The organism is Dactylosporangium sp. NPDC049140 (genome assembly GCF_040648435.1).
The window spans coordinates 532,547-545,085 of the sequence record NZ_JBEZDS010000003.1 but is presented as its reverse complement, the minus strand read 5'-3'; the positions used below and the strand labels follow the sequence as shown (position 1 = coordinate 545,085).

12 protein-coding genes are annotated in these 12,539 nt (G+C 70.9%); 4 read left to right on the top strand and 8 right to left on the bottom strand.

Annotated features, from left to right (window positions below; translation table 11 throughout):
- Positions 1–160: 160 nt before the first annotated feature.
- On the bottom strand, positions 161–475 hold the full coding sequence (locus tag AB0B76_RS08775) for a metalloregulator ArsR/SmtB family transcription factor (protein ID WP_360371627.1): 315 nt from the start codon (positions 473–475) through the stop codon (positions 161–163).
- Between the two features lie 80 nt (positions 476–555).
- The gene (locus AB0B76_RS08770) at positions 556–3,489 is read right to left on the bottom strand and encodes a glycoside hydrolase family 48 protein (RefSeq protein ID WP_360371624.1); all 2,934 of its coding nucleotides are present in this window, start codon (positions 3,487–3,489) and stop codon (positions 556–558) included.
- A 359-nt stretch (positions 3,490–3,848) separates the two neighbouring features.
- On the opposite strand from AB0B76_RS08770, the gene AB0B76_RS08765 reads away from it, so the two are divergent.
- Complete coding sequence (locus tag AB0B76_RS08765) at positions 3,849–4,283, top strand: SPW repeat protein (protein WP_360371621.1); 435 nt, start codon at positions 3,849–3,851, stop codon at positions 4,281–4,283.
- A 36-nt stretch (positions 4,284–4,319) separates the two neighbouring features.
- Here AB0B76_RS08765 and AB0B76_RS08760 read toward each other — a convergent pair whose 3' ends face one another.
- Entirely contained in the window at positions 4,320–4,835 is a 516-nt protein-coding gene (locus tag AB0B76_RS08760) for a DinB family protein (protein WP_360371618.1), read from the bottom strand.
- Positions 4,836–4,844: 9 nt separating this feature from the next.
- Entirely contained in the window at positions 4,845–5,207 is a 363-nt protein-coding gene (locus AB0B76_RS08755) for a group 1 truncated hemoglobin (protein WP_360371615.1), read from the bottom strand.
- Between the two features lie 83 nt (positions 5,208–5,290).
- On the opposite strand from AB0B76_RS08755, the gene pgm reads away from it, so the two are divergent.
- On the top strand, positions 5,291–6,922 hold the full coding sequence (gene pgm, locus AB0B76_RS08750; protein WP_360371612.1) for a phosphoglucomutase (alpha-D-glucose-1,6-bisphosphate-dependent): 1,632 nt from the start codon (positions 5,291–5,293) through the stop codon (positions 6,920–6,922).
- Positions 6,923–7,007: 85 nt separating this feature from the next.
- Here the strand turns inward: pgm and AB0B76_RS08745 are convergent, their stop codons facing one another.
- Together AB0B76_RS08745 and AB0B76_RS08740 are read right to left on the bottom strand one after the other, a co-directional pair.
- Positions 7,008–7,649 carry an adenylate kinase gene (locus AB0B76_RS08745; protein ID WP_360371609.1) on the bottom strand — a complete coding sequence of 214 codons (642 nt, stop codon included), beginning with the start codon at positions 7,647–7,649 and terminating at the stop codon, positions 7,008–7,010.
- Between the two features lie 250 nt (positions 7,650–7,899).
- Complete coding sequence (locus tag AB0B76_RS08740; protein ID WP_360371606.1) at positions 7,900–8,274, bottom strand: FKBP-type peptidyl-prolyl cis-trans isomerase; 375 nt, start codon at positions 8,272–8,274, stop codon at positions 7,900–7,902.
- A gap of 65 nt (positions 8,275–8,339) precedes the next feature.
- On the opposite strand from AB0B76_RS08740, the gene AB0B76_RS08735 reads away from it, so the two are divergent.
- Positions 8,340–8,894 carry a hypothetical protein gene (locus tag AB0B76_RS08735; protein WP_360371603.1) on the top strand — a complete coding sequence of 185 codons (555 nt, stop codon included), beginning with the start codon at positions 8,340–8,342 and terminating at the stop codon, positions 8,892–8,894.
- Positions 8,895–9,095: 201 nt separating this feature from the next.
- Positions 9,096–10,883: an MFS transporter gene (locus AB0B76_RS08730; RefSeq protein ID WP_360371600.1), complete on the top strand. Its 1,788-nt coding sequence runs from the start codon at positions 9,096–9,098 to the stop codon at positions 10,881–10,883.
- On the opposite strand, the gene AB0B76_RS08725 is transcribed toward AB0B76_RS08730, so the two are convergent.
- Entirely contained in the window at positions 10,843–11,823 is a 981-nt protein-coding gene (locus tag AB0B76_RS08725) for an NYN domain-containing protein (RefSeq protein WP_360371597.1), read from the bottom strand. The genes AB0B76_RS08730 and AB0B76_RS08725 overlap by 41 nt on opposite strands.
- Positions 11,824–11,862: 39 nt before the next feature.
- Entirely contained in the window at positions 11,863–12,510 is a 648-nt protein-coding gene (locus tag AB0B76_RS08720; protein ID WP_360371594.1) for a type 1 glutamine amidotransferase domain-containing protein, read from the bottom strand.
- Positions 12,511–12,539 lie beyond the last annotated feature (29 nt).

Here is a 12,539-nt window from a genome sequence, read left to right as displayed (position 1 = left end):
GGCCCTGCACGGCCAGGCCCTCGAGGCTCCGAGCTGAGCCCATGATGACCGGCCCCTCCGCTTCGCTGCGGACCGGTCATGCGCCCTCCGCTTCGCTCCGGCCGCACGACCTCCGAGCTGAGCCCATGATGACCGGCCCCTCCGCTTCGCTGCGGACCGGTCATGGCAGCTCGTCGAGGACGGCGCCGAGGCCGGCGAGCCGGGCGGCCCAGAATTGCTCGAACGGCTCGAGCCAGGCGCGGACGTCCTGGAGCGCGGCGGGCTCCAGACGGTACACCCGCTGCCGCCCTTGGCGTGTCTCGCTGGCGAGGCCAGCGTCCCGCAGCACCTTGAGGTGCTCCGAGAAGCTCGGGCGGGCGAGCTCGAAGCGGGCCGACAGGGCGGCCACGGGCTGGGGGCCCTCGTCGCGCAGCACCTGAAGGACCTGGCGGCGGACCGGGCTGGCCAGCGCCGCGAAGACGGCGGTCTCGGGCATGCCGCCGACTATACGTCGGAAATTTCCGACGTGTCGATCGGGGTGGGCGCCCCGCCGTGCGGCGGGGCGCCCGGTCGTGCCTAGGAGCCGATCAGCAGGCCGTAGTCGGCCATCGCCATGGCGATGTCGGACTGGGCCCAGAACCGGTGGAACGTGAACGTCGGGGCCGAGCCGCCGTTGAGGTACGACTGCACGGCCGGCCAGTTCGGGTCGTTCTTGTAGAAGGAGCGGATGTCCAGGAAGGACTTGCCGGGGGCGATCACGTCACCGTTGGGCATGACGCCGCTGTACCCCGACGGGATGTACAGGCCCTGCTGGTTGGACGAGGACCACACGTCGTCGAAGCGGTTGTAGTCCGTCCGGGTCTCCGGAATGCCCACACCCTGCGTGTCGGTGTGCAGCCAGATGCCGTCCAGCAGCTTCTTCGCCGTCGTCTTCGCCGAGGTGTTGTTCGCCTTGGCGCCGTAGTACGTCAGCAGCCGGGCGTACGCCGCGGCCACGCCGACGTCGGTGCCGGTGCTCACGACCGACACGTGCAGGTTGGTGTTCGCGGCCGGGCTGGACGGGTTCCAGGTGGCCGGGGCACCGGTCCAGGACAGCGTGTCCGGGATCTTGAAGTCGCCGTTCGTAGCGAAGGTGGTGTTCGCGATCGCCCAGCTGACCCACTTGTCGAGCATCGTCTTGGCCTTGGCGTCACCGGTCGCGTAGTAGTACTCCGCCACGCGCTCGATCGACCAGGCCTGGAAGCCGAACCACTGGTTCGACGGCGGGTCGTGGTACACCGGCTGCACGTCGTAGGCCATGCCGTAGAACGTCGGCGTGCCGGACGGCGGGGCCGAGTAGTTGCCGCCCCAGCTGTTCGTCGCGCCGCCGGCGAAAGCGCCCTCGGACGACTGCAGCCACTGGTAGAACTCGAGCTGGCGGCCCAGGCTGGTCTGCCAGTCGGCCTTCGCGCTCGGCGACTTCGGGGTCAGCGCCGAGACGTTGGACAGCGCCCACGCCGCGAGCGGGTTCTGGTAGCCCTGGTGGTTGTGGCTGGAACCGATCCGCCACGCCCACTGGCCGCTCGCGTCGCCGCCCCAGGCGTAGTACCACGACAGCAGGTACGCCGCCGAGTCCTTGCCGGTGCCGGCCGCGCAGGTCGGCGAGGTGCAGCCCGGCTTCTTGAAGTACTTGTCGTACATCGCGTAGCGCAGGTAGTCACCCATCTTCGCCGCCTTGGCGACGGTTGCCGCCACGTCGGCCTGCTTGTTCTGGGCCGTGGCCCACTGCAACGCCCAGTAGGCGGCCTCGACCGCGCGGGAGTCGGCGTCCGGGGCGTCGGTGTAACGCCACTGCTTCGCCGGGGTGCCGTCGATGAACAGCGGCAGGTACCCGCCGTTCTGCTTGGCGCCGTAGGCGAACGTCTCACAGGACGGGTGGGCGACGGTCTCCCACACCGACTCCTGCGGGCCGCGCTGGTACGTGTTGATGAACGACACCTTCGAACCGGCCACCGGGGTGCAGGAGCTGTAGCCGTAGACGTTGTCGACGTCCTCGATCCAGTGCATGGCGTACACGTCGGTGTTGCCGTACGTCGACGTCAGCTCGCTGTACAGCGGGTCGGCGCCGACCTTGATGGACGAGTCCAGGTGGCCACCCTGCTGCGGGTACAGGCTGGGCTGCTCGGCCTCGGGGGCGTAGTCCGCCGGGTCGCTGGCGTTGTAGCCGCCGGTGGTCTGGTTGGCGTGGGTCGGGATGATGTACTTCTCCATCGTGTCCCAGGCCTTGTTGAACGGGGCCCAGTCACCCTTCACCCGGCCGTACTGCGCCTCCATCCAGATCCAGAAGCTGAACGCCTCCGAGGTCGTCTCGTGACCCCAGTCGGGCGCCTCGACGACGAGGGTCTCGATCGCGTGGTACGGGACGCCCTCCGAGGAGAAGTACCCGTTCGCGTGGATCTTCGTGTACTGCTCCAGGAAGCGCTGCACATACACGCCGCCGGCCACGTCGTCATCGCTCTCGTTCACGGCGACCGTCGCCGACTGCCAGCCGGAGGAGCTCAGGGTGAGCGTCGCCGTGCCGTTCGTCGTGTCCGCGTCCTGGGCCGCCGCGAGGGTCACGTTCTGCGCGGTGTTCCAGTTCGACGTGGTGAAGGTCAGCGACGCCGGGCTGGCGGTGATGTCGGTGTCGCCGGACTTGGCCACCGCCACCGTCACGCTCGACGACGGGGCCTGGTTGAGCTTGACCCCTACCGTCGCCGTGCTGCCCTCGGGCACGCTCAGCGAGGTCGGTGAGGCGATGATCGACGGCCCGGTGACCGGGTCGACGAAGACCGGCACCGCGGTGGAGGTGCCCACCGCGCCCTTGCTGTCGTAGGCCTTGGCCTGCAGGCTGTACGCCGCCGTCTGGGCCGGCACGCCGGTCCAGTTGTACGTGAACGGCGCGGTGGTGTCGGAGCCCAGCAGCAGCCCGTCGTGGTAGAACTCGACCTTCGCGATCGAGTCGCCGGTGTCCGGGTCCGTGGCCGTGGCCGTCATCGGGATCGTGGCCGGCGCCGAGTAGCGGGTGTTCGCCGCCGGGGCCGTCAGCGAGACGGACGGGGCCTGGTTCGGGCCCGTGCACGGGGTGCCGTTGAGCGAGAAGCTCGTCGGGTTGGTGTTCGTGCCGCTGTAGCTGGCGTTGAAGCCCGGGTTGACCGTCCCGCCCGAGGGCAGGTTGCCGTTCCAGGCCGCGTTCTTGATCGTCACGTTCTTGCCGGACTGGGTGAAGTCGCCGTTCCAGCTCTGCGTGAGGGTCTGGTTCCCGGCGTAGGTCCAGGTGACGTTCCAGCTGGACACGGCGTCACCCAGGTTGGTGACGACCAGGTCGCCGGTGAAGCCGGTCGGCCATTGGCTGCGCACGCTGTACACCACCGAGCAGCCGGTCGCGGCATGGGCGGTGCCGGCCGGCAGTGCGACAAAGCTGGCGGCGATCAGCGCGCCGACGGCCAACGCGCGGAGCCGAAGTTTCGGCCCGCGTTGGGGTGTGGTCATCTCGCTCCTCGTGAAAGTTACGAACCGGGGGACAGGCACCGCACAGCGCAATGGCGTTGGGTGGCAACGGCATTGCTGGCAGTGCCCCGGCGGCTCCCATCCGCGAGGTGACGTGGATTCTGGCATGGGAGCGCTCCCGGGACAAGCGGCGTTACCGTCACCGCACCCATCGATCGTCATGGAGGTGATGCCGAACCCCCACTCGCGGCTCCCACGCGAAACCAGCCGGACGTGGCGGAGCAGGGCGTTCGCAGCGCCGGCCCGCCGCGTCCGGTCCGCCGATAGTTCAGCCCGGCAAGAGTGTTAGTTCCACGCGGATCGGGTTAGTCCACCCCTCATCCGACCGGAAGGGGGTCGTCATGGTCCGACCCATCGCAGACCTCGAAGGGCACCCGGACATCGTCGAAATGCGCGCACGGTACGACCAGGTGGCGGAGACGCCCGCCGCGCGCATCACCGACGGCGCCCTGATGCTGGCGGGGCTCTACCTCGCGGTCTCACCGTGGATCGTGGGGTTCCCGCCCTTCGAGGCGAACCTGTCCGTCAACAACTTCATCTGCGGCATCGCGATCGCCGTCCTCGCGGGCGGGTTCGCCGTCGCCTACGGCCGTACGCACGGCCTGGCGTGGCTGCCGGTGGTGCTCGGCGTGTGGACGATCGTCGCGCCGTTCGTCATCCTGCGCGGGTACGCCACGGGCGGCACGATCGCGAACAACATCGTGATCGGCGTTATCACGATCTGCCTTGGGCTGGTCGCCATGCGGCCGGGGATGGTGGCCAGCAAGCGAAGGTGACGGACGACGGCTCGGCTGAGCCCGCCCGCCGCGGGCTCAGCCGGTCTCGCCGTCGATGCGCTGGCGCAGCAGGTCCGCGTGGCCGTTGTGCCGGGCGTACTCCTGGATGAGGTGCAGGTACACCGCCCGCAGCGACATCGGGCCGCGCTGGGCGTCCTCGAAGGCGTCGTCCAGGCGGCTGTCCGCGACCGCCGCGCGCGACGAGCGCCACTCGTCGATGAGCCGGGTGTAGTCCCGCTCGGCGTGGGCCGGGTCGACCTCATCGAAGGCGGCGTCCTTGGCGTCGGGGCGGCGGTATTGGTACTGCACCGTGCGCCCGTGGAAGCGGGCGTGGAACCACTCGCGCTCGACGTCGGTGAGGTGGCGCACGAGGCCCAGCAGCGACATCGTCGAGGGCGGGACCGACGGCTCGGCGAGCTCGGCGCCGGTCAGGCCCGTGCACTTGCCGGCCAGCACCGCCCGCTGCCAGTCGAGCCAGCCTTCGAGCAGGGTTCGCTCGTCGGCGACGAGCGAACCCCCGAACGGCGGTGCTTGCGGTGCGACCCAGGTCATGGGTCGATCCTAGGCGGTCACGATCTCCGCGCGGACCGCGTTGAGCGTGTCCTCGACCGCGGCCACCACGTCGCGCGGGGCGTGGGCCTTGAACAGTGCGGCGAGGGCGAGGTCGACGACCCGGGTGTAGTGCTCGTCGGTGATGTGCAGGCCGTCGTGGGCGGGGCCGAGCTCGCGCCCGCCGTACTCCTGCGGGCCGCCGAGCACCTGCGCCAGCAGGGCCGCCATGTGCCGCTTGAGCTCGTGCACCGTGACGTCCTCGAAGTACGGGCCGAGCTGCTCGTCGGCCAGGATCCACGTGTACAGCAGGTCGACGACCTGCTTGACGGCCGGGCCCCCGCCGACCCGTGCATACATCGTCGTCGTTGTCACGGCGGCAGTGTACGGCGGCGCGGGTTGCGCCCGCTGCCCCGTCCGTCGTGTGCCGGGCGTTGGGACGTGGCAACGTATTGGCCATGTCCGTCCATGCCCGCGCCGGTCAGCCCGCGCAGCGCTCCGATCTCGTCGACGTGCCGCGGCTGATCACCAGTTACTACGCCGTGCACCCCGATCCGGCCGACCCCGCCCAGCAGGTCGCGTTCGGGACCTCCGGTCACCGCGGTTCGAGCCTGCGCGGCTCGTTCAACGAGGACCACATCGTCGCGACCAGCCAGGCCATCTGCGATTACCGGGCGGCCCAGGGGTACACCGGCCCGCTGTTTCTGGGGCGGGACACCCATGCGCTGTCCGAGCCCGCGACCGTGAGCGCCCTGGAGGTGTTCGCGGCCAACGGGGCGAGCGTGCTCATCGACAGCCGGGACGGCTTCACGCCCACGCCCGCGGTGTCGCACGCGATCCTCACCAACCGGCACCGGGGGGCCGACGGGGTCGTGGTCACCCCGTCGCACAACCCGCCGGAGGACGGTGGCTTCAAGTACAACCCGCCCAACGGCGGCCCGGCCGACACCGACGTGACCAAGTGGATCCAGGACCGCGCGAACGAGCTGCTGCGCGGCGGCCTGGACGGGGTCCGGCGGGTCACCTACGCGCGGGCCCTGGCGGCGGAGACGACGCAGCGGTACGACTTCCTCGCCTCCTACGCCGACGACCTCGGCTCGGTCATCGACCTCGAGGCCGTGGCCGCGGCCGGGGTGCGGATCGGGGCCGACCCGCTGGGCGGGGCGAGCGTGGCGTACTGGGCGTACATCGGGGAGCGGTACAACCTCGACCTGACCGTGGTGAACCCGGTGGTCGACCCGGCGTTCGGGTTCATGACGCTCGACTGGGACGGCAAGATCCGGATGGACTGCTCGTCACCGAACGCGATGGCCTCGCTCATCGGGCGCCGCGCCGACTACCAGATCGCCACCGGTAACGACGCGGACGCGGACCGTCACGGGATCGTCACCCCCGACGCGGGGCTCATGAACCCCAACCACTTCCTCGCGGTCGCGATCGATTATCTGTACCGCAACCGCTCCGGCTGGCCCCTCGGCGCGGCGATCGGCAAGACCCTGGTGTCGTCGTCGATGATCGACCGCGTGGCCGCCGACCTCGGCCGGACCCTCGTGGAGGTGCCCGTCGGGTTCAAGTGGTTCGTGCCCGGGCTGCTGGACGGCACGGTCGGGTTCGGCGGGGAGGAGAGCGCCGGGGCGTCGTTCCTGCGCCGCGACGGGTCGGTGTGGACGACCGACAAGGACGGCCTCCTGCTGTGCCTGCTCGCGTCGGAGATCCTGGCCCGCACGTCCCGCACGCCGTCGGAGCACTACCGGGACCTGGTCGGGCGCCACGGTGAGCCGGCGTACGCGCGGCTCGACGTCGCCTCGACCCGGCAGGAGAAGGCGGTGCTCGGCAAGCTGTCGCCGTCGCAGGTGACGGCCACGTCGCTGGCCGGGGAGCCGATCACGGCGAAGCTGACGGAGGCCCCGGGGAACGGGGCCGCCATCGGGGGGCTGAAGGTGGTCACCGGCTCCGGGTGGTTCGCGGCGCGGCCGTCGGGGACCGAGGACGTCTACAAGGTGTACGCGGAGTCCTTCAAGGGGCCCGAGCACCTCGCGCTGATCCAGCAGGAGGCGCAGGGGGTCGTGTCGGCCGCGCTGGCCTCTTAGCGTTGGCCTTTTGAGGCTTTTGCGCTTCATTAGGCTTTTACGCGTTTTGTTGCTTTCGGGCGTTTGGTTGCTGTTGCGGGTTGGGTCAGGCCACTGCCTTGTCGGCGGTGGCCTGACGCACGTGCGTGTTGGGGCGCTTGAAGGCGCGCTGCAGCTGCACGATGATCGACCACGTGACCTCGGACACCGGGCGGGCCCCGTTGACCTGGATGAGCAGCTCGCGGGACTGGTAGTACTCCAGCAGCGGGCGGGTCTTCTCCTCGTACACCTTGATCCGGTGCCGGATGACGTCCACGGTGTCGTCCGCGCCGCGGGCCCGGGCCAGCATGCGGCGGATCAGCTCTTCCTCGGGCACGTCCAGGTGCACGGCGATCTGGACGCCGACGCCGAGGCTGCCGGCGGTTCGGTACGCGGCCTCGGCCTGCTCGACCGTGCGCGGGAAGCCGTCCAGCACGTAGCCGCCGGTCTCGCTGGCGGACAGAACGGGCTTGCGCAGCATGTCCATGATCACGGCGTCCGGGACCAGCTCGCCCTTGTTGACGATGTCCTCGACGGTCTTGCCGATGGTCGTGCCGTCCGAGATGTGCTTGCGCAGCAGGTCGCCGCTCGCGATGTGCGAGATGCCGAACTGCTTCGCGATCGCGTCGGCCTGGGTGCCTTTTCCGGCGCCCGGCGCTCCAACCATCAGGATCCGCTTTGCCCGCGGTGCCGCCGACTGCGTCGTCATCTGCACACCCCTTCGTATGCCCGCTCATCGGCCCGCCGCCGATGGTCCAGCATCGCATCTCGATCTGCCGAGTGCGCTGTGGGACGGCTGTGAATTTCCGCATTCCCGGCTGCGGGGATTTTGTCCCGACAGCCGGGAATTGGGGTGCTTCTTCCGGCGTTGACCACCCGGTTCGGAGCTATTTCCGGTCGTCGCTGCGTCCCGCGTTTTGGTCGCGCGGCGGTTCCCGGCCTCCGTTGCGGGCCGACGCTCAGTTGGTGCCGAGCAGGTCGACGACGAACACGAGGGTCTCGCCGGGCTTGATCACGCCGGCCGCGCCGCGGTCGCCGTAGCCCAGGTGGGGCGGGATGACCAGCTTGCGGCGCCCGCCGACGCGCATGCCCGCCACGCCGCGGTCCCAGCCGGCGATAACCTGACCACGGCCGAGGCCGAAGTCGAAGGCGCCGCCGCGGTTCCACGAGGCGTCGAACTCCTTGCCGGTCGACAGCGACACCCCGACGTAGTGGACACTCACCTGCTGACCGGTCACGGCCTCGGGGCCGTCACCCACGGTGATGTCCTCGATGACGAGGTCGGCCGGCGGCGGACCGTCGGGCAGGGTCACTTCGGGCTTGCTCAGGGCCATGCGCTTGACTCCTTCGTTACGAAACGTCGCCTCCATCCTGCCCTATACCGTCGTACCGTCGGCGTGTGCATCCCGTCCGGGTGGCTTTCCGGCTGGTGACGGCGTGCGCCGTGCTGGAGCTCGGCCAGGCCGCCACGGCGGGGTTTCTGCTGCTGCGGTACGAGGGGCTGGTCGACGCCCTGGGCCCGTGGTCTCGCAACGAGGCCCTGCTGATCGAGACTGTCTATGTGCACCTCACGGGCGCGTCGGTGCTGGCCACGGGCCTGGCCGGGCTGCTGTCGGGCACGGCGATGGCGATCCCGCGGCGCACGCCGTACACCCGCACGGTGGTCGGCTGGATGCTGCTGCTGGTGACGCTGTCCCTCCTGCTGGGCGTGGTCTTCAGCCCCGACGCGGTGCTGCTGCCGGACAACCAGCTCCAGCTCGACCATCTGCAGCCGTTGCTGCCGCTGTGGTACTCCGCACAGCAGGGCCTGACGGTGACAACGGTGATCGGCTGCGCGACGGCGGCGGTGATCCGCCTGGGCGGCGAGACGGCGAGGGAGTATTACCAACGCCACGACCCGACCGCCACCTGGCACGGTTTCACGTCGTGGCTGGACGTTCGCTTCCAGGACTGAGCGGGCCTTTCAGCCACGGAGAGTGATCGCCCCCGATTTACCGGATTAGCGAATCCAGTAATCCGGTAATCCGCTAATTCGGCAATCCCGGCTCCGCGGCGCCGCCGGCCCGCTCCCGGCGTGCAGCGGGTTCGTGTCAGGCGGCGCACCGACGCCCGAGGGTCCGTGTCGCCTGCGCCCGAGGGCCTGCGTCCCTGACGGTTGACCGGCCGGCCGGCCGCGTCGACCCGGGGGACGATGTCAGTGCTTGGTATTGCCGGAATTTCGCGAGGGATGTCGAACCCCGGTCGCCGGCGTCGACCGGTTGGCATGATGAAACGCTCACCGTGGCTGGGCCTGGCCGTGCTCGCCCTCCCGGCCCTGCTGGTCTCGATCGACGTGTTCGTGCTGCTCCTGGCCATGCCCCGCATCGGCGCCGACCTGCACGCGAGTAGTACCGAGCAGTTGTGGATCCTCGACGTGTACGGCTTCCTGCTGTCCGGCTCCATGATCACCATGGGCACGCTGGGCGACCGCATCGGGCGGCGGCGGCTCCTGCTGCTCGGCGCGGCGGCGTTCGGGGCGGCCTCGATCGTGGCCGCGTACAGCACCGGGCCGCTCATGCTCATCGCCGCCCGTGCCCTGCTCGGCATCGCGGGGGCCACCCTCGCACCGTCGGCTCTGGCCCTGATCAGCGGCCTGTTCCCGGACCCGCGCCGCCGCGGCCTGGCGATCGGCGTGTGGATGGTCTGCTTCATGAGCGGCGCGATCATCGGGCCGTTCGTGGGTGGATTGCTGTTGCAGCATTTCTGGTGGGGGTCGGCGTTCCTGCTGGGCGTACCGCCGATGGTTCTGCTGCTGATCCTTGGTCCGCTCCTGCTGCCGGAGCAGCGGCATCCGGGTGCGGGGCGTTTCGACCTGCCGAGCGTGGCCCTGTCGTTGGCCGCGATCCTTCCGCTGGTCTACGGAGTGAAGGAGCTCGCCCGTGACGGCTGGCGCCCGCTGCCGGTTGCGGCTCTGCTGATGGGTGTGGCCCTGGGGGTCGTGTTCGTGCGCCGCCAGACCAAGCTCGGTGCGGACATCCGCTCGGCCGAAGCCGCGTCCGAGCCCGGAGGAAAGGACGCGTTCGGCAAAGGCGAGGGCGGGCGCCGGCGGGAGCCGTTGCTCGATCTTCGGTTGTTTCGCGATCGGGCGTTTGCCACGGCGCTCGGCGGGATGTTTGTCGGCACGATGTTGACCGGCGCCATGATGGTGTTCATCACGCAGCATCTGCAGCTCGTCGATGGGCTTTCGCCGCGCGATGCCGGGCTCTGGATTCTGCCCGCCGCTATCGCGACCGCCGGCAGTTTTCAGGTTTCGCCGTTGCTCGCCCGGCGCGTTCGGCAAGGGTGGCTCATCGGCGGCGGGCTGTTGTTGTCCGCGGCGGGAGTGGCGAGTGTCGTGTTCGTTCCGGCGTCGGCGGGGCCGTTGCCGATCATCGCGGCGTTCATCGTCACGAATCTCGGGATGGGGCCGATGGTCACGCTCGCGACCGGGATTGTGCTCGGGGCGGCGCCGGTGGAGCGGGCCGGGGCCGCGGGGGCGCTCAACGAGGTCAGCGGGGAGTTCGGGTACGCGCTCGGGATCGCGTTGCTCGGGAGTCTCGGGACGGCGGTGTACCGGGCGGTGGTCGAGCTGCCGGGTGGGCTCTCCCCGGATGCGGCCGGTGGGGCCCGGGACACGGTTACGGAGGCCACGGCCGTTGCGGGGACGCTGCCCGGGCCGATGGGGGAGCGGGTGCTGGATGCAGCCCGGGACGCGTCCACGGCGGGGCTGCACGTGGTGGCGGCGGTCTGTGCGGTGATGCTCGTCGGGCTGGCGGTGGTGACGTTCCGGATGCTGCGGGATCTGCCGCCGTTGACCTCGGCCTCCGCAGGCATGGGAACGGAGCCGGCCGCGGAAAGCAGCGGCGGGGAGCCGGGCAAGGAGGTCAGGACGGGGACCGGGGGCGGCGGCGCAAGTGGTACGTGACGGCGGCGGTGCCCAGGGCCGCCCCCCACACCACCCACAGCAGGCCCGGCGCCGTGACGCCCCAGGTCGAGGCGGTGATCGGCAGGCGGGCGTTCATCAGGCCGGCCGGGATCAGCACCACCGCGACAAGCATCGCCGGGGCCACCGCCAGCAGGGGCGGGACCCGGCGGCCCGACAACCACAGGGTCCAGCGCGGGAAGCGTTCGCCCCACGGGCGGACCAGGCCGTGGGTCAGGACGCCGCCGCCGATCGAGGCCACCGCGCAGCCCAGGCCGACCTCCAGCATGCCGGGTGTGGACTGCATCATCGTGAGGAAGTCGCGCGGGATGCCCAGCGGGACGCCCAGGAACCAGGCGATGCGCGTGACCTCGTACGGGACCGGGGCCAGCACGGCCACCCACACGGCCCGGCGGCCCCAGCGCAGCAGGGTCTCCGGGGGCGTGGTGGACGCCACCGCGCGGCGGGACGACCGCAGGGTCGCGGCCGCCCACAGCAGGCCGCCCGCGAAGAGGATCAGCAGGTTCGTGCGGTGCCAGTACATGATGTCGCCCAGGCCGTCCTGCGGGCCCGGTACGCCGGTGAAGGCGAAGACCAGCAGGAGCGGTGCGAAGGCCACGAACGCCAGCAGCGAGTAGTCGGGCAGCAGGAGCGCCAGGACCGCCGCCAGGGTCCAGCCGAAGGCGAGCGCGGCGCGGGCGCGGCCGCCGCGGGCGAGGTACACCCCCAGCAGCGTGGCGGCCAGGCACACCAGGGCCATGATCGGGGCCACGACCGCCGGCGCGGTGCCCTCCAGGAGCGACTGCGAGCTGTGCGCGTCGTCGACGCGGGCGAACGGGTAGTCGCCGCCTTCGGCCCACCAGGTCACGGCCAGCGCGCCGTAGCCCGCGGACCAGGCGGCGGCCGCCCACGCCGGCAGGGCCCGGGCATCGAGGATCGTCATACGGCGATCCTCGATGTGACCGACTGTGACGGTACTGAGTCAGGCTGAGAGGGCCATCAGGATCGCCTCGGCCACGCCCTGCGCGCTGGCCGGGTTCTGGCCGGTGACGAGGCGGCCGTCGCGGACGACGTTCGCGGCGAACGGCGGGCCGGGGCGTACCACGGCGCCGCGGGCGGTCAGGCGCTGCTGGAGCGAGAACGGTACGACCTCGGTGAGGCCGACCGCGGACTCCTCCTCGTCGGTGAACCCCGCGACCTCGCGGCCCGCGAGGAGGTGGGCGCCGCCGGGCAGGACGACCTCGGTCAGGCCGGCCGGGCCGTGGCAGACCGCGCCGACGACGCCGCCGCGCGCGTACACGGACGCCAGGAGCGCGGCCAGGGCGCCCGACGACGGGAAGTCCCACATCGTCCCGTGGCCGCCGGCCAGGAAGACCGCGTCGTAGCGGGCCGGGTCGGCACCGGCGACGGGCAGCGTGCCGGCGGCCGCGACCGGGCGGAAGTCTTCGAAGCCGTCCCAGTCGCCGTCGGACGGGGGCGTGCCGCCGGCGATGGAGGCGAGGTCCACGGTGTGGCCGGCGGCGGTGAAGGTGCGCCACGGCTCGGCCGCCTCGGAAACGTAGTAGCCGGTCCGGCGGCCCGTCTCGCCGAGGGAGGCGTGGCTGGTCAGCACGGTGAGGATGGTCGACATGGGAACCAGGCTGCCGTGCCCGGTGCCAT